Here is a 22,444-nt window from a genome sequence, read left to right as displayed (position 1 = left end):
AATTAAAAAGATATAAAATGATAGAGTTATTTATCAGGAGAAAAATATTATCATTAATCATTTCGGTTATGATAGTTCTCCTCGGAATATTAGCCTTGTTCCAATTGCCTATAACACAATTTCCGGATATTGTTCCCCCGTCAGTAACCGTAACAGCAAAATATACCGGAGCCAATGCCGAAGTATCCGTCAATGCCGTTGCATTACCTCTAGAGCGCGCCATAAACGGTGTGCCGGGAATGACGTATATGTCTACTGTAACATCAAATGATGGTCTCACCCTTATACAGGTGTTTTTTGAAGTAGGAACTGATCCTGATCTGGCTGCGGTAAACGTACAAAACAGGGTAACGACCATACTCGATGAACTTCCCGAAGAAGTGATTCGGGCCGGAGTAACTACAGAAAAAGAAGTAAACAGTATGTTGATGTACCTGAATATTACCAGTACGGATGACATTCAGGACGAACAGTTTATTTTTAATTTCACAGATATCAACATTCTTCAGGAACTAAAGCGTATTGATGGTGTAGGACGTGCCGAAATAATGGGACAAAAAGAGTACTCGATGAGGGTATGGCTTGATCCTCAAAAAATGCTTTCGTATAATATCTCTGCAAATGAAGTTATAAGTTCACTGCAAAAGCAAAACATCTCTGCTGCTCCCGGTAAAGTGGGTGAAGGATCAGGACAATTGGACAGTCAGCTGCAATATGTAATCAAATATGGCGGAAAATTCTATGAGCCAAAACAGTATGAAGAAATACCACTTAGAGCAAATTCAGATGGTACGGTTTTAAAATTAAAAGATATCTCAAAGATCGAATTAGGATCTATGAGTTACGGAATGGTTTCAAAAACTGACGGAAAACCTTCTGCTTCGATCATGCTAAAACAGCGCCCGGGCTCTAATGCCTCTGAAGTAATTGCAAGCGTAAAAGCGAAAATGGCAGAACTAAAAGGAACTTCTTTTCCTCCGGGAATGAATTATAATATTGCTTATGATGTATCCCGTTTTCTTGATGCTTCTATCGACGAAGTTTTAAAAACACTTATAGAAGCTTTTATTCTTGTAGCCTTTGTGGTTTTTATATTCCTGCAAGACTGGCGTTCTACGCTTATTCCTGTATTGGCCGTACCTGTGGCATTAATTGGTTCTTTTACTTTTATGTCAATGATGGGATTTTCTATCAACCTTTTGACACTTTTTGCCTTGGTACTATCGATAGGAATCGTCGTCGACAATGCCATCGTGGTAGTTGAAGCCGTTCACGTTAAAATTACCGAAGAACATATGGATCCGTTGCCGGCCACCATAAGCGCCATGAAAGAAATCACGGGTGCTGTTATTGCAATTACCATTGTTATGGCTGCCGTATTTATACCTGTAGCTTTCCTGAGCGGTCCAGTTGGGGTTTTCTATAGGCAATTTTCGCTGACAATGGCGATTAGTATTGTAATTTCTGGTATTAATGCCCTTACTCTTACCCCTGCTTTATGTGCCATAATGCTTAGGCCGCATGATCCTAATAAACCGAAAACGTCTCTATTGGATCGTTTCTTTGCCCGATTTAATAAATGGTTCGACAAAATCACTTCACAATACATCAGAGTACTTTCAAAATTTGCAGATCGCAGTTCTATAACCATAGGTCTTTTGGTTTTATTCTGCGCGCTTACCTGGGGAACATCTGTATTTTTGCCTTCAGGATTTATCCCGTCAGAAGATCAGGGAATGGTCTATGTGAATGTTACTACTCCGCAAGGCGCAACAGTAGAACGTACAGAAAAAGTACTTGATGAGGTAACACGTATTGCAAAAGAAATCGAAGGTGTAGATAATGTCACAACACTTGCCGGTTACAGCATTGTAACAGAAATTGCAGGAGCTTCTTATGGTATGGGAATGATCAACCTGAAAGACTGGAGTGACAGAAATATATCTGTAAATGAATTCATTACCAAACTAACCCAGAAAACAAAAGGAATTTCTGATGCGCAGATCGAGGTTTTTGCCCCTCCTACAGTTCCCGGATTTGGTAATACCAGTGGTTTTGAATTGCGTTTGCTTGATAAATCAGGTGGTCCAATCAGTAACACAGATGAGGTAACGAGAAACTTTATAAAAGAATTAAATGCGTCTCCGGAAATACAAAACTCATTTACAAGTTTTGATGCCACTTTTCCTCAATATCTCATACATATTGATTATGATCAGGCCGCCAAAAAAGGAATTTCTGTAGACAATGCCATGTCAACTTTACAAACTATGTTAGGTTCCTTTTATGCGACAAACTTTATCCGTTTTTCTCAAATGTATAAAGTAATGGTGCAAGCGAGTCCTCAGTTTCGAAAAAATCCCGAAAGTATCCTGGACATGTATCTTAAAAATGATTCCGGAGAAATGGTTCCGTTCTCGACCTTCGTAAAACTCGAACGCGTTTATGGTCCTGAAGTGCTTACTCGTTATAATATGTACATGTCTGCCATGATTAATGGTGAACCGGCTGCAGGTTATAGCTCAGGAGATGCCATTGCAGCTGTTGAGAAACTTGCCGCAGAAAAACTCCCAAATAAGTTCGAACTCGAATGGTCCGGTATGACACGCGAAGAAATTCTGTCAGGAAACCAGACCATATACATTTTTGCATTGTGTCTGCTTTTTGTCTACTTATTGCTTGCCGCCCAATACGAAAGTTTATTACTTCCGTTTCCTGTACTTTTATCTCTTCCTGTGGGTGTTTTTGGTTCTTATCTCGCCCTTGTCATCGTGGGATTAGACAATAATATTTATGCTCAGGTCGCACTGGTAATGCTTATAGGACTGCTGGCCAAAAATGCAATTCTTATTGTTGAGTTTGCAATGGCTCAGAACAAAGAAGGTCAAGGCATTACTGAGGCTGCAATAGAAGGCGCGAGACTTCGTTTCAGACCTATTTTAATGACTTCATTTGCTTTTATCTCCGGGCTTATTCCTTTGTGTATCGCTTCAGGAGCAGGTGCAATTGGTAACCGTTCTATTGGTACCGCCGCAGCCGGAGGAATGTTCATAGGAACTGTTTTTGGGCTTATTATTATCCCGGGACTTTATATCCTGTTTGCTAAAATGGAAAAAGCTATGAAAAAATAAACATAAACAATGAAAAATTCAATCAATAGATCCCTCACAATGATAAGACCTTTGGTACGTACTAAAGAGAACTTAAATTATTTTTTAATACTAACATCCTTCATGCTTTTATTAGCCTGTTCTGCCCCTAAAGTGGCAGAACAGCAAAAGGCAAAAGCACTGCCTGCAAACTTTGATGCCAAAAATAAAAAAAGAGCAGACAGTCTTGAAGCCTTTATTCCTTTAAAAACAGATACCTATTTTAAAGATCCCAAATTAAAAAAATTACTCGATAAAGCCGTTGCTCAAAATCCTGACTATCTCATCATGCAGGAAAGAATAGCAATTGCCAATTCACATCTAAAAGTGGCTAAACTTGCTTTATTACCTTCATTTGACATTCAGGCAGATTTGTCAGGAACACGTTATGGTAAATATACAATGGATGGCGTAGGAAATTTTGATACCAATCTTTCGCAAAATATAACCGATAAACAAAGGATTGCCACAGATGTAACCCCAAACTTATTTCTGGCAGGAAAAGTATCCTGGGAAGCGGATATATGGGGAAAATTAAGCAACCGCAAAAAAGCAGCACGTCAGAGGTATTTTGCATCAAAAGAAGGAATGAGGTTATTGCAAACCAAACTCTTAACAGACATTGCAGAGCTTTACTATAAACTTGTTGCGCTCGATAAGCAGGCGATTATTTATAAAAAAAACCTAGTCACCCAGCAACACGCCCTTGATATTATTTCGGCCCAAAGATCAGTTGGTAAAGCAACAGAATTAGCCGTACAGCAATTTAATGCGCAAAATAATAATATCCTTGCCGAAGCTGATCAATTGTACCTGAGCATAGACCAGACTGAAAAAGCTTTATTGAACCTTCTGGGAGAATATGGCGGTAATATCGAAAGAAGTACTGATTTTTTATCAGGACATCTCGAAGTATTAAATCAAAAAATTAGTGTAGATTCCATCATCCATAACAGGCCTGATGTGTCTGAAGCTTATTTTGAATTATCGGCCACAAATGCAGATGCCAAAGCGGCGCGTGCTGCTTTTTTCCCAAGTCTGAATCTTGGAGCTTACGGTGGACTTAACTCTTTTTCTTTTTCTACCTTTTTTGAACCCAAATCGCTCGCCTGGCAAATGCTTGGAGGTCTTTCTGCACCAATTTTTAACAAAGGACAAATCAAACAAGAGTTTTTTATCGCTAACAAAAAACAGCAGATTACATTTCTTCAGTATCAAAATACGATCACAATTGCTTATAATGAACTAAGTGCTTTGTTGCATCGAACAGAAGCATTTCAGAATGTATTAGCGCATAAATCAAAAGAGATCGAACATCTTGAAATAGCAGTAAATGTTTCAAATGATTTGTATTTGAGCGGTTACGCCAATTATCTCGAAATAATTAGTGCCCAGAAAAACAAACTTCAGGCTGAACTTGATTTTGTTGAGATACAATTAAAGAATGCCGACTCGCAGGTTTTACTGTACAAAGCTTTAGGAGGAGGAATAAATTAAACGATTAAGATTGCTTCAAAAGCACTTTTTTTTAATTAAATTTGAAGTTATAAAAGAGGAACTCTCAATACCCTGAGAGTTCCTCTTTTTGTTTTTTTACAGGAAAACCGAAAAATATTGGTGCATATCCAAACGGAAATACTAGTGGAATCGCTTCTTCGGAAATGACAAAAATTGAGAGTATGATCATCTTTGTCAAAGTTCAAAACCAAGAGTGTAAGGAACTTTCTTTCATGTATTGAATGTTTCTAATTTACTAGGATCCCCACCACAATGTATTACTACTTGTTGAATGATTTCATTTTGTAATTCATTACAAAATGAAATTTTGGGGATCTTATATCCTTTTAAGCCATTGAGTTTTATGTAACTCAAGAGCAAGATTGATGCAATTAAAATAATATATATCATTACCTGAATTCCATTCCACTGTCTTGAAAAATAGTGTTTAAAATTAAGTTCTTGTTTTATAAATCTAAAGAAACGCTCAATATCCCAGCGCTTTTTGTAAATTTTTGCTATTTGATCTGCTGTAAATTCTTCTTCGGGCAAGTTGCTTAAAAATAATATTTTTTCTCCATCAGATTTCAATATCCCTTCTACTAATCTAAAAACTATTTTAGTCTTTTTTGATTGGCATAAAGATGAACTTTACTGTGTTTTATCAACTTAATAGTTTCATCTTCAAAATCCAACGGTATAACTTTACTGCCTTTTTCTATTTCATACTTAGATGATTTGTAAATTCGAGTAACAAAATATTTATCCTTATTGGAGAGCTCAACCATTGTTTTTCTTTCCTTCATTCCTCGATCAAAAACCGCAATATCTTTTTTATTACTTATGTGTTCTTGAAGAATATTACCCAAAGCCAAATCTTCACTAATCATTTTTTGATCTTTGTGAAAATTTACATTAAATGGCAATTCACTAAAACCAATTGTGAATTTTATACTGTTTTTACCTTGCTCTCCTTTTTTATTTTTCTGTCCATTTTGCATTCCAAAACTTAATAAAGAAGCAGATAAACTTGTAATTGTTGAGTCGTATAAGCTTAATTTTGCTTTATCTCAAACACTCTGGAACTGGCTCTTTTTTCATTTAAGATACCAAAAATACAAAGTTTAAATAATTCCTTACCTTTTAATTTTTTAGCATTCCAATCAACCATTGTTTGCTGAGCAAAAAAATCAAGTTGATCTTCTGAAATATAATTTAATATTTCTTTTACTTCTGTTCTGATTTGCATTTTCTGATATTTATTGACATACAGAAAATAAAAATAATAGTTTTTTACAAAAGTTCCTTACACTCTTGGTTCAAAACTTTGACAAAGATTTACGCTTCAATAAGTCGCCGCAATCTTGTCATCTCGACCAGAGGGAGAGATCACACGCGAAACTCAACAAAGATTAAATTCTCTTACGAAGATCTCTTCGTCGAGAGGATAATCTTTGTGTTTTTTTTCTCCCTATTAGTTATTTTTTAATTCAATAACATTGCCTACAACGACTAAACATGATCAATTAACAACGCAACTAATTGTAAATTTTCTCTAAATTTTCTCTTTTTCTATAGCTCTTTCGAAAGTTTAAAATATATTTACGTTTTGGTTAATAGAATTACGTTGTACGAATAATCAGTTACTATAGCGTTAGGCCAATTAATTTTAAGCAGTCAAAATGGAAAAACATACCCTATCAGTAGCATCGTTACCTCTGGAAGATAATCCAATACCGAATAGTCAAATAACGAAAGTAGATTTATTACCGGATCCCGAATCCCGTTTGGATTCTATGGAAATGAAAGAAAAACCTCTTATGGATTCCAGTATTCCTTTTAGGGATTTGACAAATGTTGCGAGTAAAAAAGAAAGCATTGGGCGACTTATTGATAAATTGGATGTTGAAAATAATCTGAGATACCAAAGAACTGTAGAAGATACCTACTGCAATGTATACTCTTATGATTATTGCTATTTCTCTAAAGTATATCTGCCAACAGTTTGGTGGACACCGGAATCTCTGGAAAAAGTTTTGCAGGGACAGGAAGTAGAAGTTATTTTCGAACAAACTGTTGATCGCATTTATTCCAGCGCACTACACGATTGGTTTTTAGAATGGGGAGCAAGTTTTGGATGGAAAAGAATGTTTTCTGTTGACGAAATGCAGAATAAAGTAAATGCTAATGGCGGAATTGGAATAATTTGTGCCAAAAGAAAAGAAAAAGGGCTTTCCGGACATATTGTTCCTGTTGTTCCCGAAACTGATACACATAAAGCGTATCGTGAAAATGACATTGTAGTATATCCACTACAGTCACAAGCAGGAAAGTTAAATTATAATTACTTTGCAGAAGTGAGAAAAGATTGGTGGAATGATGAGTTATATTCCTCCTACGTGCTCTATTACCACGAATAAATAAAAACAACAACGCCGATTGTTCAGTCTTCAAAATTATTATTGATTTCCAATACATTAAGTACTTGGAAATAACATAAAAAAGAATTACTTTTGCAACTTGGAAAAAACAAGAATAGCAAAAGTTGTGATTTAGCTATTCCCTTGCTTAAATTATTGATGCAAAAGCGATTAATAGCGATAGTGATTTTATAACTTCATTATAAAATTTTACTACTTAATTGGTCTTCTAGTCGATACAAGTGCAAAATTCCTAAAATATAAATTCCTATATTTTTAAAAGTAAACAAGAACTTTTATAATGGAGGCAAAATATGCTTAATCCGTTATGAGGCTTCCTGTCTCCTATTTTAACACACTGGAATTACATCCGAATAAAAAACAAGCTTTAAATATTTTAATAAACCATAAAAAGAAAATTAGTATAAATGAAAGACAATCAGACAAAAAAGTATTATTGGGGAATAGGATTAGAAAACGAAACTTACTTACAATTTGAAGATCCCTTAATAGTCTCTGGTGAATTTATACAAGAAAAGATTGGTTTTGAAAAATACAGTATTGACTATAGAAAATGTTACAAACCAGAAAGCTTAGCGCCTGTTTTGAAAAAAGCTTTTGGCTTGACGGAAAACTATAAAGTAAGCCGAATGATGAACAGTCACTCACTTGAAAAACTGGACATCAACTATCAGCACAAGACATTATCACCAATAAAACCATTGATTGATACAGAAAATGGTGAAGTAACTGCACAACCGCTTGAAAATCCTGAATATCTTGGAAAATCGATCATGGAACTTTTCCTTGAGGATCAGCCCTACAACATTCAAAGTATGATTACCCAAAGAAACAAAACAATGGGTTCTGTACATTTTGATGGGGATTCTATCGAATTTGTAACCAAATATTTTGAAAACAGAACAATAGCTGATTCTTGTAAAGAACTAAAAGCGACCAAAAAATTATTCCTTGATAAAATCAATGAATCTTCAGTTCTAAACGAAAAATTAAATTTTCCGGATTACAATAATGGTCTTAACATGTTTATGACCAATCAGGAAAACCTGGTTTTGTTTAACAACGGAACGTACCATTTTCACATTACTTTGCCTTCTCTAACTGAAGACAGCAGAATTGTTGATTATAATGATTTTGAAAAAACACATGCCAATGCCATCTATTTATTGCAATGGTTTGAGCCTTTTTTTATAGCTACTCTTGGCAGCCCTGATATTATGGGTGTTATTAGTGATAAATTCACTTTAGACAAAAAATTTACTTTAGGTTCAATGCGAAATGCCATGTCCCGCTACATAGGCGTTGGAACTTATAATAAAGCAATGCCAAAAGGTAAGATCCTTACCTATAATGTAGATGAATTTAGAAAATTGCTGAAATTCGAAAAAGAGGAAAACATTTGGTGGCGCGATCAGATTGAAGCTGACATGGAATATGAAATGTTATCAGAAGTAGGTCTTGATTTTAACCAGGAAAAAATGTACCAAAGCGGTTTTGAATTCAGAAGCTTTGATGAGTTTCCGGCAGAATACCTGAATGATGTTCTTTTTTCTATTATTTTAATCTGTGAGCACTCTTTAAATCTCCCTGATGTTCAATGGGGACATGACAGCAAAGCCTGGAATAATCTTGTTTTTAAAACTTTAAAAATGGGTTATCTAACTGAAATAGAGGAAGACGAAAAGAATGAAGTTTTAGAGTTACTGCAAATACTAAATCCATCAGACAGTAATTACAGTACTCTTAAATCTGAATTTGAAGCTATCGTAATGTTAGATCAATTCTTCTTTAAAATATTAGCTGTATTACATGACAAATACAAAGACAACAATGTTTGTCTGGATGCTATGTACGGACAAAAAACAAGTTCTCCTCCACAATGGGACAACTTTAATAAATACCAGACCGAAAGACATTTAAAACAAATAGGATCTTTCTGTGATAATTAATCCTTTCGCTTAAATTATAAAAAAACATCCCATAAAGAAAAATTCTTTATGGGATGTTTTTACATTTAAAGAAGCTCGTTATGCAACTTCTTCTACTTTTAAGATTTCCAGTTTTAGATTTCCTTTTTTAGCAGGCCATTCTACAACATTACCTTCTTTATATCCTACCATCGCTATACCTTCATCAGAAAGTATAGAAATTCTGTTTTTACTTACTTTGTTTTTTTCAGGACCTACAAACACAACTGTTTTTTCTTCATTGGTTGCACAATCTTTATAAGTTACTCTTCTATTTACAGAAACGATATCTTCCGGTAAATCTCTTCTTAGTACCTGTGTGGCTTTTTTAAGTTCATGAAGCAATAATACTTCTTCTTCAACTGTTACTTTTTTTCTTCTTACGTGATCTTTAATTAAATCGTATATTCCTGTTGTTAAAATAATATTTTGTGACTGTGACATAACTTTCTGTTTGCTCCGTTTTCATAGGTATGATATAAACTCATCATTGAACATTTTATAGCTCATGTGTATGGTAAATTCAATGATATCCTAATCCTAAATGAAAATTGAAGATTAAATAAATGAGCTGCCTGAATAAAAAGAATCCCTGTCCAGAGTTTTGACAGGGCTTAATTAATAAACTCTTTCGAACTTTTTAAGAAAGTATCGTCATGCAAATATAACAACGTGCCTATAAGGCGCATCAAGTGATTATTAGTTAAATAAAAATTTGAAATAGTCATTATTATAAATGCATTTAATTTTCTGCAAGTTAACCCTTTTATTTGAAAGAAAAAACACTAAAAAATTTAAGTGAAACATTTAGAACTAATTGAGTTCACTGAACGTATTTTATTAGTACTGATTATCAAATCACGGTATCGTTTTTTCAAGATTTATAAATAAATATCCAGTCAGTTTATCCATAAAAAAAATATTTCATAACTTCGTTCCGTCACTCTAAATACTTCTTAGTTGCCAAATTCCGGCAACTTCATAAGGCTGTGGGAAGTTCGTTAGCGGTCAGACTAAAAAATATAAAACTTTAATTTAAAGAAAAAAGAAAAATGTCTATCACAACTGAATCCGAATTAATTGGAATGAAAAAGGCTAGCGAAGCTGTTGCCTTTACTTTAAAAGAAATGAGAAACTTTGCCAAGGCTGGTATGACCACAAAGGAATTAGACGACTTTGGCGGACAAATCCTGAATGATTTAGGCGCAAAATCGGCTCCTTATTTAACTTATGGTTTTCCGGGATGGACTTGCATAAGTGTAAATAATGAATTTTGTCACGGCATACCATCAGACAAAAGAATACTAAAAGAAGGTGATTTAATTAATATTGACGTTTCGGCAGAGCTGGATGGATTTTGGTCAGACAACGGCGGATCATTTGTTATTGGAACTGATGTGAACCAACACCAAAAACTTATTGAGGCTTCGAAACAAATTTTGCATAAAGCAATACATAATATTAAAGGCGGTGTTCGTATTTCTGACATTGGTTATCTAATTGAAACCGAAGCTAAAAAAAGAGGTTACAAAGTCATTAAAAACTTAACAGGTCACGGTATTGGAAAAAGTCTTCACGAAGCACCACATGAAATAGCGAATTACAGAGATAAATTCAATCAGACAAGATTCAAAAAGAACTCTGTAGTAGCGATTGAAACCTTTATTTCAACTACTTCTACAATTGCAGAAACCTTGCAAGACGGCTGGACAATGGTGGGTAACAAGGGTGGTTATATGGCGCAACATGAGCATACTATTGTTGTTACTGATGGCAAACCCATCATATTAACAGAAATGAATGAAATATGGAATTAAGCAAATGATATAAAAACGCTTACTTTTAAGAATGAGAAAACCTCCGGTATCAAAAGATTCCGGAGGTTTTGCTTTTTGGCAACTTATAAAAAATCCAAAACATTACACTATTAAAGTATCATTCTTAGTATAAAACCAGACAAGTTATATTCTCGTTTAATGTCGTTCTCATTTTCAGAACAAAATGAAGTCCTCTGCCAATCAGCATACAAAGAGATAAAATCAGGATCACCAGGGTAATAAGCAATCCTTTTATTATTTTACAGCTGTTCATTACCGCTACTAAAACAAACGAAGACCTAGTCCTGCCTGAATTTGATGACTGTTAGCCTTCGATCCAAAATCAGTCACATCAGAGAATCCCCAAACATATCTCGCATAAAGTGTCACCGGTCTTAAATTAACTTCGGTACCAGCCACAAAAGCAAAATCAGTCTTTTTGAACAATTTTTTACCATTCTCAAGAACACTCTGGTTTCCACTGGTTAAAAAACTGAACTGCGGCCCTGCAACAACTGTAATCAATCCCTCACTGTTCAAACGAAGCAATACTGGCACACTTACATAATTCAGGGTTTTATTTTTTTTGAAAGCATTATCAAAAATATCTTTATAGCTGTCAGCAATTTTAGTATTAGTCTGATTGAACAACACTTCTCCCTGAACACCTAAAAAATCACTAAAGTTCACATATGCGAAACCACCCAACTGATAACCCAATTCGAAATTACTATTAAAATTTTCACCATCAAGTTTATTCATATTAACCCCTGCTTTTGCCCCAATATGTACCTGACTATAACCAAACACAGACATACATAGCGCTGCTATAACAATTATTTTTTTCATGTTTTTAATTTTTAATTTTAAACTAAATATTCTTTTTTTATGCAAACAGCGGGTTTTAGTAACCCACTACTTTGCAAGAAGTCAGTGATTATTTTTTAGTATAATTAGAATATTCAGTAATCGTTTCTACATTGGCAGCCTGCCCAATAAATTTAGCTTCCATTGTAAGTTTTTCATGCACAGGAAGGTATTGTTTTGCCTGATCATCCCATTTGTATTTTACAACAAGATCAAACTTATCAGCGGTAAGAATAGCCACTTTTACCGGTTTCTCGTTAAGCGTTTGTATTTGATCCATTTTTTTAGATTTAACATTAATTGTCATATAAAATCGGCAATCTTTTATAAAACCATTTTCCTTATTAAGTGACGAAGGATCGAGTTTGTAACTAATAACAAGTTGATCTGCAGTCTCCTTTTCTATTCTAAAACTTGCATCCTCTGCCTTCAAAGCTGGAGACTCTTTACTCTGGTTCTTTCTAAAAGTATTTACGGCAGATTTAGAAGGATTTTTTCCGTCTACTGAAACAACCGTCCAGCGTTCTGCTCCTGAATTAGCAGGGTCGAATTTAGCAATTGTAACCGCCTCACTTGCGCTGGTTATTATAGTTTGCTTAAAATCGAATGCATAGTTATCCGGTCTTTTAGTTTTTTCAGGATTAAGAATACCAGAATCGATTCCGTATTTAAAAAAAGCATCCATTACCTTCGATTTCTGTGCAGAAACAGTAGCTGTAAATAGCACCAAAAAGAAAAGAATCAATGTATTTGTTCTATTCTGTGCTTCATTATTTGTTTTCGAATTATTAAAATCTGTCCGTGCCATTACTTTTGTTTTTTCCATTTTTAGATATAGTATTTGTTATTATTATGGCGCAAAATTATTGTTAACATCTCTTTTGCAGAGAAATTATTCAGTGAAGCGACGAATCTGTATGGTGAATTGTCAATTTGAGGTATTGAACTGAATTTGCATTGGCTGTTTTTACTAAAACCCCTTATAAATAGCACGTTCACATAGAAATAAATAAAAATTAGATTTTATAAAACTTACCCAATTTTAATTAAAACTGCTTCAAAATTCTTTTATTTGTACCCTCAAAAAGAAATAGAACCAATACTTGGTATCCAATAAAAAACAAATCTTGTGAATCGTCCCGAAGAAATAACTGTTCAGGTAAAAAAGAGTAAACTAAAAACGCTATTATTAATTACGTTTGTCTTTATAGGCTCTTATGCCAGTATATTTATCATATATCCTTCTTCATACTGGAATGCTTACATAAATATGCCACATCAAAATATCATTATAGATATATTGGCGAATCTCTTTTTTTGTGTCACCATATTGATGTTAAGTCTTTTTATCGACAGAATCCTGGAAAAAAAAATATCATGGATGATACATCCTCTAAGACGTTTATTGATTCAAATAATTTTTCAAATCTTAGGTGCCTTATTTATTATTATTAGTCTGGCTGTAATATATTATCTATTAGGAAAACCTTCAGTCACACCACATGCGAACGTAGGGCTTCGACAAGCCTTATATACAATGATTTCGATCATCCTTTGGTCCTTGATGATAAGTGCCTTGAATACAGGTGATTTTTTATTAAGAAACTGGAAAAATGCCACCATAAAAGCTGCTGAATACAAAGTAAATGCTGCCGAAAATAAGCAGTTAGCCGCCGAAATTGAATTGCAATCCCTTAAATTACAGCTTGATCCTCATTTTGTTTTCAATAATCTGAGTGTCCTTTCTGAATTGATCCTAAAAGACCAACAATTAGGATATGATTTTACAGAAAACTTCGCAAAAGTTTATCGTTATCTATTGGTCAATTCAAAAAAGCAACTGGTACAACTACACGAAGAACTTCAATTTCTGGATGCATATCTCTTTCTAATAAAAAACCGAATTGGTGACGGATGTACTTTCCTGATTGATATTGATAAATCGAAACTTAATATGTCGATCCCTCCTATTACGCTTCAGCTTTTTATCGAAAATGCTTTAAAACATAACCGCACAGAAGAAGAAAATCCATTGATTGTTCATGTCTTTTCTAATGAGAATGATGAGTTAGTAGTCTCTAATAACCTTTTGCCACGTATAAAAAAAGCACCTTCTACAGGAATTGGACTCAAAAACATTATCAGTCGCTATGCTTTATTAAGTGACAGGAAAGTCTCAGTAGAAGAGAACGATCAAACTTTCACTGTAAAGGTACCCCTCATATAATGAATACAATAAAAAAAATACTGATCCTTGAGGACGAAAAATTAAACTCAGAAAGAATAAAACGTTTGATTCTCAAAATAAGACCTGATACAGAAATTCTTGATGTTTTGCCAAGCGTCAAAAAGACAGTATCCTGGTTGTCTGAAAACAAATGTCCGGACCTGATCCTGATGGATGTACAGTTGGCAGATGGTTTGTGCTTTGAGATTTTTAATCTCGCTGAAGTTACTTGTCCTGTTATATTTACTACAGCTTATGATGAATATGCCATTAAAGCATTTAAGTACAACAGCATAGATTATCTCCTTAAACCTATTGAAAAAGAAGAACTTGAAACTGCTATAATCAAATTCGAAAATTCCTTAAAGAAACCTGCAAGCCAGCAACCACAAATAGAAGAGCTTCTTGCTTATATACAGCCAAAAGAATATCGAAAACGCTTTTTGATTCCTTATCGCGATGGTTACAGAAAAATTAATACAGAAGATGTCGCTTATTTTTATTCGAATATGAATATTAATTATGCAAAACTGTTTAACAATGAAGAAGTTGTCGTGTCACAAACCTTAGAAACGCTGGAACAGGAATTAGACCCGAAAAATTTCTTCAGGGCAAATCGCCAGTATATTATACATGTAAATTCGATAGAAAATGTACATAATTTTTTTAATGGAAAATTAAAACTCAAAATAAAACATAATAAAGAAGAAGATATTATTGTGAGCAGAACAAAAGCTCCAGCTTTTAAATTATGGTTAGATTACTGACAAATATTGTATTATAATTCTTGTCATAGTCTACATCAAAATACAATTAAAAGACCGGTATCGTTGGTATTTAGTGATTTAAAGCAAGTAATTATTTGAGTGACTAAAAATAAAAAGTTTTTTTTTCGTTAACAAAAATCACTAACTTGTATAGAATTAGAATTAAAATACAACCTTAATCCTACACTAAACAGGTAATAATGTGCGTTTTTCTAAAAAGAACATAACATAAAATTCCTGAAGTAACTTTTTCTAACACATAAAAAATATACTTATTATGCGAGTACCGGTCATCCGAAAAAATATAAAATTTACCCCAGATTCCAAAAGAGTTGTTGCCCGATATTTTATAAATGGTGATGAGCGAACCCAACAAATGGTTGCCCGAATAATGATGCTTGATGAAAAGCAGGTATTAGAAACACTGGAACAAACTCTACGCGAGTTTGCGAGACGCCATCGAAATATTTCGGCTATATTTTTTAGACACTGCGAAAAAATAAGACCTGTAATAGAAGGAATGCAAATAGATTATGAAGCCATTTCTCTGGATCGAAAAATGCTGATTGGTTCTTATTGTACAATGGAATATGCAATAGAATCTGCTGCAATTTTTAATCCTTCTATTATAGAAGATTTTGATCAGTCTGGTTTAGAATTGGGAGAAAAACGCGTTATAATTTCGTTTCGTGCAACCGGAGAAGGTCATATCTCATCAATTGTTTTTAGAAGAGGGATTCTTGATAAAGACAATAACCTTCAGGTAATGAAAATTGGTCATAACATTGATAAGGCCGAGATTGAGCATAAAACCTTATTTAATAAAGAGCGATTTCTATTGAAATTGTCTGAAATGCATACTCAGGATAAATACATCGCACAAATCATGCAAGATCTTCCCGATGAATTTGAGTTTGCAGTATTAAAAAGTATGGTCAATACAACACTAAGCGATCCATCGATTCGTCAGGAAAGAAGAACGGCGCTCGAAGAAATCATCTGGTTAGCCGATTCTTTTTATGACCTGCAATTCAAACATGATTCTGATATTACAGAACGTGTTATTTTTCCGATATCAGACTCTGAAAGCCGTGGTATCGAAGATGCCCGTTTTGTACGTTTTACAGATGATGATAATTCGTCTCGTATTATGGCGACCTATACGGCTTATAATGGTCATACAATATTACCCAAACTTATTTCTACCGAAGATTTTTACACCTTTAGAGTCATGCCATTACATGGTATTGGTGCACAAAATAAAAATCTTGCTTTGTTTCCCCGAAAAATAAAAGGCAAATATGCCATGCTTGCCAGAATCGATGGCGTAAACAATTATATTATGTACTCTGACAGAGTTACCCAATGGAATACGCCAATTCTTCTGCAAGAACCACGTTATACCTGGGAGTTTACACAAATAGGAAACTGCGGATCTCCACTCTGGACCACAGAAGGATGGCTCGTTATTACTCATGGTGTGGGTACAATGAGACGTTATTGTATTGGTGCATCATTGTTTGATCTTGACGATCCGTCTAAAGAAATTGGAAGACTTGAAGAACCGTTGCTTTCACCGCTGGAAGATGAACGAGAAGGTTATGTGCCTAATGTCGTCTATTCCTGTGGTGCCATTATTCATAATAACAGCTTGATATTACCTTATGCCGTATCTGATTATTCCTCTACTTATGCTATAGTCGATATGGTGGATCTTATCGATGCTTTGAAAAAAAGCAAGTAATTAAATCACAAACAATAATAATTTGTTCTCCTGAAATTTACAGTTCAATTCAGGAAAACAAATTATTAATTGATATTATAAAAACATACTTAGAAAAAAACCTGAAGCAATTGTAACAGCAACAGTAACAATACCGGGAATCATGAAACTATGATTCACTACATATTTGCCAATACGGGTTGTACCTGTACGATCAAAGTCCATGGCAGCAACCAAAGTAGGATAACCCGGTAAAATAAAATCTGAATTAACAGCAGGAAACATTGCGATAAGATGTGGCTGTCCAATTCCCAAAGACAATCCTATTGGCATCATGATCCTCGTAGTAGCGGCCTGACTAAAAGTCAATGCGCCCATAATAACTAATGCAAAGGTAAAAGTAAAAGGATACTCTGATGTAATATCCCTGAAAGTACTTTCTATCAAAGCTTCATTCGCGCCCATAAAAGTAGCACTCATCCATACGACACCAAGCACGGATACAATTGCGGTAGCCATTGAGGTAAACAAGCTCATTTTTGATACTAATACAGCAGATGTTTTTGTTATAATCATTATCAATGCCGAAGCTGAAAGTGTAATAATTATTATTAATGCCGTAAGATTAATTGCGCCATCTGCTCCTACTGCAAATCCTGCTGCGCCTGGACCAACATTTGGAAGAAATTGCGGAAAACCGCCAAAAAATATAATTAGTAATATGGCGCCCGCAAAAATAAAAACAGCCGTTTTGGCCCCGGGTTTTAATTCCCTGTTTGATTCTGATGTTTTGTCTATACTTTCTGCAAATTCAGGATCCTTCATTTTTTCGATAAATCCCGGATCTTCATCAAGCTCCCTGCCTTTCTTCCATACAGAAATTACACCGGCAATTATTCCTATCAAACAAGCAGGAATACATATTTTCATTATATCTACAACAGCTGTAGAATAAGCAAGTATCGCAGCCAATGATGCTGTTGCTGCGCTCATAGGACTTCCTGTAAGCGCCATATGAGATGCAATAACAGATATGCTCAACGGTCGTTCCGGTCGTATTCGTTTCTTGGCAGATACTTCGGCAATGATAGGAAGCAGCGAATATACAATGTGTGCCGTACCCGCAAATAAACATAAAAAATAAACCGTAAAAGGCGCTATAAATGTGATATACTTAGGATTGCGACGAATAATTTTTTCGGCAATGCTCACCAAATAATCCAAACCGCCTGCAGCCTGCAATGTAGCGGCTGTGGTAACAATGGCTAAAATAATAAGTAATACTGCTATAGGCGGCTCTGCCGGACGCATATGAAAAAACAAAACAAAAATAAGCAACCCTACCATTCCCATAACCCCCAAACCTATTCCTTTAAGTCGCGACCCAATAAGGATCATTGCCATAAGTATTGCAAACTGTAATAGTATCATGAAGTGATAATTTAGGATTAATACGCTTTTTTTATAGGCTAAATAAGTAAAGTTGCTGATGCTGTACTACTGCCAATTGTACTTAAAACCTCTTTGGCCTGTATTCAGAAAAGTCATTTTGTTTACAATATTTACTCCATTGTTATTTATTAAATGATTAAAAACGGAAGAAATAATCTTGTATCTCTTTTTGATTTTTTGTTTTGGTAAGCCCAAGCATCAGTAATATTCTTGCTTTCTGCGGACTTAGATTGTCTGAAACTACAGTTCCTAATTCATTGTCATTCGTTTCGCCATCCAGCACCACTCTGCCTTCGATACAACGACTCGCACGACATACTGCAATATTCGCTTTAGTGGCTTTTTTTATAGCTTCAGTAAAAGCTTTCGAAAAATTTCCGTTGCCAACACCAGCAATTACAATACCGTCAACTTTTTGTTTCACCAGATAATCAATATAAGCAGGAGATGCATCAGCATACATATAAACGATTTCTACTTTAGGCAATTTTGTACTTGCATTTACCCCAAAAGGTCCTTCTTTAGCAATTTCTCTCACTGATGATTTATAATATACCACACGTCCGTCATATACCTCACCAAGCGGGCCAGAATCCGGAGACTTAAAAGCATTTACTTTTGTAGTGCTCGTTTTGGTAACTTCTCTCGAATCATAAATAGATTCATTAAAAGATACTAATACGCCACGTCCTTTACTTTTAGGATCAGCAGCAACCGTAATGGCATCAAAAAGATTTTTAGGCCCATCTGCACTAATAGCTGTTGCAGGGCGCATAGAACCTGTAATTACTACAGGCAATTCATGCGGTAAAACCAAATCAAGAAAATAAGCACTTTCTTCCTGAGTATCTGTACCATGAGTTATAACAACACCATCGGCCTCATTTTTACTAAATATTTCATTAATACGTACAGCTAGTTTTTTCCAAATTTCAAGACTCATATCCTGACTGCCTACAGATGATATTTGTTCCCCGCTAATATCTGCAATAGCATTTACGCTTGGGATACTGCCTATAAGATCTGACACAGGAATTTTACCAGCTGTGTATCCCGCTCTATCCGAAGATTTTCCTTCGCCGGCAATAGTTCCGCCCGTTGCAAGAATTATAATTCTTGGCTTTTGTTGTGCAAAAACCAGAGATGTTGCAATACACAACAAAAATACAAGTAGTAATTTTTTCATTTTTTCAATATTTATAAAGTTAATCCTGTTATTAGAAATTAAAAAGTATTCCAAAATTGATCCGGACAGCATTCGCTCCCTGCGTGCTGCCATTATCATACTGCAGTTCTTTGTAGCCAATTTGCGGCTCCAGCCCTATCGTGAGATAATCAAAGAAATCATAAGAGGCATTAAGTGTAAATTGGTAGTTGGTCATTTGATCCCAACCCGCCTGAGTACCTGCTCCTTCATAAAAATGATTATAAGATGTCATTATCATTGAGTGAAACTTTGTATTCCAATATTTCTGATAAGAAATAAATCCCGCATGTACCGGCAGAAGATTCAGTTTTCCTGAAAAATCAGATTTTGCGAAACCATCCAGACCCGAACCTCCTACGGCTAGAAAGTAGTCACTTATCCCCTTACCAATCGTCCATTGTGCTTGTAGATTATTTACTAAACCTGATTTTTTTCTAAAAAATATACTCGTAATAGCGGTAACCCCACCACCGTTTTTAGAAGCAAAATCAAAATCAGTTTCTCCTGTGGCAATATTCTGCGAATCATAAGCTACACTGCGATAAAGTCCCGCAAGTTTCATAAATCCACCATTATCAAAAGTATATCGTATCCCTGCTACAGCATCAGGCGCCCTTGAAGGTGCATAATCTACCCCGTAACCTGGGCTCAAAGTATAATCATACAAACGTCGCGGTTCCATGTACTCCGCCGAAAGTTCAAAAGAAGTATGACCATTTTTCCTGAAATTTGCCGTATATCGAACCTGAATCCTTCTGGAAAGTACCATTCCCGTAGGTCCGTCCCAGTCTAATAATGATGCCGGCCATAATGAATAATCCCCAAAATTTGACCAGTTCTGACCAATCATCCAATGATCGTACTGAATCCAGGCGTGACGAAGCCTAAACTGAGAAGTATTGTTTGCACCCTCAAAATCAGCTTCTAACATTGATTTTAATTCTTTACCGTTACTTAATTGTATAGTGCTTACAAAACGCAATTGCGATTGTCTCATATCCATACTAAAAGCAGGTATATCAAGACCGGAAACATCGTTTTTATGAATAAGAAAAGAACTATTACCATTCAGACTTCCCTTAATATCGTAAATACCATTTAGTTTAAGCCTGCCTATAAGTCTTGCTGTAACTTTTGGTTTTCCATTCAGCGTATCTTTAGATTCAACCGCCATTAATTGCGCATTAACAGTATTGGATAATAAGATGCAGGAACAAAAAATGATCAACAGTAAAATTTTGTTTTGTTTCATAATCAATAAAAATTGAAGAAATAGATTAAATGACAGCTTACTGAAATTGATGGTAATTATAACGTCACTGCAAATTCAGAATATGACGCAGTATGAAGCTTATAAAGATTAAATTATTAGAATCGTAGAAGTGTAGATGTCACGCGGTACGAAGAATCTAATACGAATGCTGACCGAAGATTTAATACATTCAAAAGGAATGAATTTTATTTCCATTACTAAACGATTAGCGAAGACTAATGAAAACTGCCGATAAAATGATATCTTATTCATATAATTTCTAGTATTAGAATTTATTTTATAAAATCACTGATCACACAAATATAAAAAAAATACCGCAAAATCTTACAAAATATCATTTGTTTATTCTCGAATAATTGCGTACTATATAATTTATTCCTAGTTAAATTTAAAATAATTCATTTTTATTAAAAAAATTGAGTTAAAATTAAACATTTAAATAATCCAATCATTTAAAGTTGTTTTTGAAACTTGTCTATAATTGAAGCTAAATTTTTCTTTACTGTAACATCTTCTTTTATTTTATGTCTCTTTAAAAAAGAATATTCAATTACTTTTTTCAAATCACGATGATATTACTCTTTCGTTTTTCTTGTGATTTTAATAAAATAGTAATCATCTAATAATCAAAAAAGAATCTATGTCCTATTTCAAAAGAATTTTAGCTATTTCTACTTTATTATGCGGAGTTTCCGGATTTTCACAGCAAATCAATGTTGTACAAAATAGTTTCTGGCTGCAAGAAGGTTACGATCGTACCCTGACCATAAAAGATGCCGATTATGCTTATTATAATATCGACAATGCAAACTGCAAAGCATTTGTTGAAGGAAATTTTGCCGGTAGATTTTCCGTTGTTTCTGTAACAGACAGCTTGTTGGTGCTAAATCCGGGCGGCATTGTAGATTATCGTTTTAAACGTATTAGCAAACTGCCTGCTCTTTGTACAGAAACTGCAGTAAAAGACCCTTCGTTCGAAAAAAACTTTAAAATTTTCTGGCTTACTTTCAATGACAATTATGCCTTTTTTAAAGAGAGAAATATCAAATGGCAAGAGGTTTACAAAGACTATTTACCAAAAGTTGAAAAAGTTGAAACAGAACAGAAGTTTGCTGCAATACTTCGTGAAATTGTCCAGGAGATGAATGACGGACATATTCGTCTTGAAATCCCGAAAGCCTTAAATCCAAAAGTTACCCAGACCGTTACCAAACCTTCAAAATCCAAGAAAGAAGTCATTGCAGATTTACAGCAAAAATATGCTGAGAATATGAAATCCTATAATGATGGAGTTATACAATGGGGATTTTTGAAGAGTAGTAAGACAGGATATATAATCATTAACGACATGAATAATTTTGCAGATTATGTTCCTGCTTCAGAACAAAATTCTAAAGACTTTATCAAAAAATACGAAGCAATTAGCGCAACTAAAGTTCCCTTGAAAATGTTTGAAGATGAACTTAATGGTGTCGAAAAAATAATGAACATTATTCTTGATGATTTAAAAAATACAGAATCGGTGGTTATTGATCTTAGATTTAATGGTGGTGGATATGAAACTGTTGCGCTTAAACTATTAGGTCATTTTGTTTTGGACAACAAAACCATACTTTCAGTAAAAGCAAAAACTCGTCTGGGTTTCTCCGCCAGTCAGCACTATAATTTAGTTCCTGCGCAAAATCCTTACCGTAAAAAAGTATATGTATTAACAAGTCATAATACGGCCAGCGCAGCAGAAATCTTTACACTGGGTACTTTAAGTTATCCTGAAATCTTGCGTATTGGCTCTCCGACAGCAGGAATATTTTCAGAGTTATTATGGAAAGAACTTCCTAACGGCTGGGAATTCAGTTTGTCTAATGAAGTCTATTCAGATAGTAAGAACAAAAGCTACGAAGGCATTGGTATTCCTGCCAACTATGAAATAAATTACCCGAAAGAACGTACAGCTCTTTATGCTAGTTTTTACTCAAGCAATGGTTTTACAGACAAAGCGCTTGAAAAAGTGTTTCTTTTAGAAAAGTAGTTTTTTTGTTTTTTTATAATTTTAAATA

General features: G+C 34.5%; 18 protein-coding genes. 9 read left to right on the top strand and 9 right to left on the bottom strand.

The window, feature by feature from the left end:
* Positions 1 to 17 precede the first annotated feature (17 nt).
* Together QLQ94_RS15670 and QLQ94_RS15665 are read left to right on the top strand one after the other, a co-directional pair.
* Complete coding sequence (locus QLQ94_RS15670; RefSeq protein WP_271336820.1) at positions 18 to 3,131, top strand: efflux RND transporter permease subunit; 3,114 nt, start codon at positions 18 to 20, stop codon at positions 3,129 to 3,131.
* 9 nt (positions 3,132 to 3,140) lie between these two features.
* Complete coding sequence (locus tag QLQ94_RS15665) at positions 3,141 to 4,646, top strand: TolC family protein (RefSeq protein WP_482497732.1); 1,506 nt, start codon at positions 3,141 to 3,143, stop codon at positions 4,644 to 4,646.
* 231 nt (positions 4,647 to 4,877) lie between these two features.
* On the opposite strand, the gene QLQ94_RS15660 is transcribed toward QLQ94_RS15665, so the two are convergent.
* From QLQ94_RS15660 to QLQ94_RS15650, 3 genes are read right to left on the bottom strand one after another with little or no spacing between them, the layout of a single operon-like run.
* Positions 4,878 to 5,237: a transposase gene (locus QLQ94_RS15660; protein ID WP_482497731.1), complete on the bottom strand. Its 360-nt coding sequence runs from the start codon at positions 5,235 to 5,237 to the stop codon at positions 4,878 to 4,880.
* A 23-nt stretch (positions 5,238 to 5,260) separates the two neighbouring features.
* Complete coding sequence (locus QLQ94_RS15655) at positions 5,261 to 5,647, bottom strand: hypothetical protein (RefSeq protein ID WP_482497729.1); 387 nt, start codon at positions 5,645 to 5,647, stop codon at positions 5,261 to 5,263.
* Between the two features lie 53 nt (positions 5,648 to 5,700).
* A complete protein-coding gene (locus tag QLQ94_RS15650) occupies positions 5,701 to 5,895 on the bottom strand; it encodes a hypothetical protein (protein WP_482497728.1) in 195 nt (64 codons plus the stop codon).
* A gap of 433 nt (positions 5,896 to 6,328) precedes the next feature.
* Here QLQ94_RS15650 and QLQ94_RS15645 point away from each other — a divergent pair, with 433 nt between their 5' ends.
* Both QLQ94_RS15645 and QLQ94_RS15640 read left to right on the top strand, forming a co-directional pair.
* A complete protein-coding gene (locus QLQ94_RS15645) occupies positions 6,329 to 7,066 on the top strand; it encodes a hypothetical protein (protein ID WP_271336139.1) in 738 nt (245 codons plus the stop codon).
* A gap of 428 nt (positions 7,067 to 7,494) precedes the next feature.
* Complete coding sequence (locus tag QLQ94_RS15640) at positions 7,495 to 9,036, top strand: hypothetical protein (RefSeq protein ID WP_271336138.1); 1,542 nt, start codon at positions 7,495 to 7,497, stop codon at positions 9,034 to 9,036.
* A 78-nt stretch (positions 9,037 to 9,114) separates the two neighbouring features.
* On the opposite strand, the gene QLQ94_RS15635 is transcribed toward QLQ94_RS15640, so the two are convergent.
* Positions 9,115 to 9,498, bottom strand: coding sequence for a GreA/GreB family elongation factor (locus tag QLQ94_RS15635; protein ID WP_271336137.1), 384 nt, complete (start codon positions 9,496 to 9,498; stop codon positions 9,115 to 9,117).
* Between the two features lie 608 nt (positions 9,499 to 10,106).
* Between QLQ94_RS15635 and map the strand changes: the two genes are divergently transcribed.
* Positions 10,107 to 10,871 carry a type I methionyl aminopeptidase gene (gene map / locus QLQ94_RS15630; RefSeq protein WP_271336136.1) on the top strand — a complete coding sequence of 255 codons (765 nt, stop codon included), beginning with the start codon at positions 10,107 to 10,109 and terminating at the stop codon, positions 10,869 to 10,871.
* Between the two features lie 282 nt (positions 10,872 to 11,153).
* Here the strand turns inward: map and QLQ94_RS15625 are convergent, their stop codons facing one another.
* Both QLQ94_RS15625 and QLQ94_RS15620 read right to left on the bottom strand, forming a co-directional pair.
* Positions 11,154 to 11,720 (bottom strand): porin family protein, encoded by a 567-nt coding sequence (locus QLQ94_RS15625; protein WP_271336135.1) that lies wholly within the window; start codon positions 11,718 to 11,720, stop codon positions 11,154 to 11,156.
* An 88-nt stretch (positions 11,721 to 11,808) separates the two neighbouring features.
* Positions 11,809 to 12,564, bottom strand: a complete 756-nt coding sequence (locus QLQ94_RS15620; RefSeq protein WP_271336134.1) for a hypothetical protein — start codon at positions 12,562 to 12,564, stop codon at positions 11,809 to 11,811.
* Between the two features lie 303 nt (positions 12,565 to 12,867).
* On the opposite strand from QLQ94_RS15620, the gene QLQ94_RS15615 reads away from it, so the two are divergent.
* From QLQ94_RS15615 to QLQ94_RS15605, 3 genes are all read left to right on the top strand, one after another.
* Positions 12,868 to 13,965 (top strand): sensor histidine kinase, encoded by a 1,098-nt coding sequence (locus tag QLQ94_RS15615; RefSeq protein WP_482497725.1) that lies wholly within the window; start codon positions 12,868 to 12,870, stop codon positions 13,963 to 13,965.
* A complete protein-coding gene (locus QLQ94_RS15610; protein WP_482497723.1) occupies positions 13,965 to 14,732 on the top strand; it encodes a LytR/AlgR family response regulator transcription factor in 768 nt (255 codons plus the stop codon). Before QLQ94_RS15615 ends, QLQ94_RS15610 begins: the two co-directional genes overlap by 1 nt.
* A gap of 277 nt (positions 14,733 to 15,009) precedes the next feature.
* On the top strand, positions 15,010 to 16,476 hold the full coding sequence (locus tag QLQ94_RS15605; protein ID WP_482497721.1) for a glycoside hydrolase family 130 protein: 1,467 nt from the start codon (positions 15,010 to 15,012) through the stop codon (positions 16,474 to 16,476).
* 75 nt (positions 16,477 to 16,551) lie between these two features.
* Here QLQ94_RS15605 and QLQ94_RS15600 read toward each other — a convergent pair whose 3' ends face one another.
* The 3 genes from QLQ94_RS15600 to QLQ94_RS15590 all read right to left on the bottom strand — a co-directional run bounded on the left by QLQ94_RS15600 (position 16,552) and on the right by QLQ94_RS15590 (position 20,366).
* Entirely contained in the window at positions 16,552 to 17,886 is a 1,335-nt protein-coding gene (locus tag QLQ94_RS15600; RefSeq protein ID WP_271336130.1) for an anaerobic C4-dicarboxylate transporter family protein, read from the bottom strand.
* 157 nt (positions 17,887 to 18,043) lie between these two features.
* Positions 18,044 to 19,093, bottom strand: coding sequence for a type II asparaginase (locus QLQ94_RS15595; protein ID WP_427402258.1), 1,050 nt, complete (start codon positions 19,091 to 19,093; stop codon positions 18,044 to 18,046).
* Positions 19,094 to 19,124: 31 nt separating this feature from the next.
* Positions 19,125 to 20,366, bottom strand: a complete 1,242-nt coding sequence (locus QLQ94_RS15590; RefSeq protein WP_482497719.1) for a DcaP family trimeric outer membrane transporter — start codon at positions 20,364 to 20,366, stop codon at positions 19,125 to 19,127.
* Between the two features lie 661 nt (positions 20,367 to 21,027).
* Here QLQ94_RS15590 and QLQ94_RS15585 point away from each other — a divergent pair.
* On the top strand, positions 21,028 to 22,416 hold the full coding sequence (locus tag QLQ94_RS15585) for a S41 family peptidase (RefSeq protein ID WP_482497717.1): 1,389 nt from the start codon (positions 21,028 to 21,030) through the stop codon (positions 22,414 to 22,416).
* The last annotated feature ends 28 nt before the right edge of the window (positions 22,417 to 22,444 follow it).

Source organism: Flavobacterium sp. B114r, from assembly GCF_056824125.1.
Note: the sequence above shows the minus strand (reverse complement) of the source record. Positions and strands in the feature narration are given on the sequence as shown.

Coding starts and splice junctions, on each gene's coding strand:
- QLQ94_RS15670 (WP_271336820.1), top strand. CDS start 18: ATGATAGAGTTATTTATCAGGAGAAAAATATTATCATTAATCATTTCG.
- QLQ94_RS15665 (WP_482497732.1), top strand. CDS start 3,141: ATGAAAAATTCAATCAATAGATCCCTCACAATGATAAGACCTTTGGTA.
- QLQ94_RS15655 (WP_482497729.1), bottom strand. CDS start 5,647: ATGCAAAATGGACAGAAAAATAAAAAAGGAGAGCAAGGTAAAAACAGT.
- QLQ94_RS15650 (WP_482497728.1), bottom strand. CDS start 5,895: ATGCAAATCAGAACAGAAGTAAAAGAAATATTAAATTATATTTCAGAA.
- QLQ94_RS15645 (WP_271336139.1), top strand. CDS start 6,329: ATGGAAAAACATACCCTATCAGTAGCATCGTTACCTCTGGAAGATAAT.
- QLQ94_RS15640 (WP_271336138.1), top strand. CDS start 7,495: ATGAAAGACAATCAGACAAAAAAGTATTATTGGGGAATAGGATTAGAA.
- QLQ94_RS15635 (WP_271336137.1), bottom strand. CDS start 9,498: ATGTCACAGTCACAAAATATTATTTTAACAACAGGAATATACGATTTA.
- map (WP_271336136.1), top strand. CDS start 10,107: ATGTCTATCACAACTGAATCCGAATTAATTGGAATGAAAAAGGCTAGC.
- QLQ94_RS15625 (WP_271336135.1), bottom strand. CDS start 11,720: ATGAAAAAAATAATTGTTATAGCAGCGCTATGTATGTCTGTGTTTGGT.
- QLQ94_RS15620 (WP_271336134.1), bottom strand. CDS start 12,564: ATGGAAAAAACAAAAGTAATGGCACGGACAGATTTTAATAATTCGAAA.
- QLQ94_RS15610 (WP_482497723.1), top strand. CDS start 13,965: ATGAATACAATAAAAAAAATACTGATCCTTGAGGACGAAAAATTAAAC.
- QLQ94_RS15605 (WP_482497721.1), top strand. CDS start 15,010: ATGCGAGTACCGGTCATCCGAAAAAATATAAAATTTACCCCAGATTCC.
- QLQ94_RS15600 (WP_271336130.1), bottom strand. CDS start 17,886: ATGATACTATTACAGTTTGCAATACTTATGGCAATGATCCTTATTGGG.
- QLQ94_RS15595 (WP_427402258.1), bottom strand. CDS start 19,093: ATGAAAAAATTACTACTTGTATTTTTGTTGTGTATTGCAACATCTCTG.
- QLQ94_RS15590 (WP_482497719.1), bottom strand. CDS start 20,366: ATGAAACAAAACAAAATTTTACTGTTGATCATTTTTTGTTCCTGCATC.
- QLQ94_RS15585 (WP_482497717.1), top strand. CDS start 21,028: ATGTCCTATTTCAAAAGAATTTTAGCTATTTCTACTTTATTATGCGGA.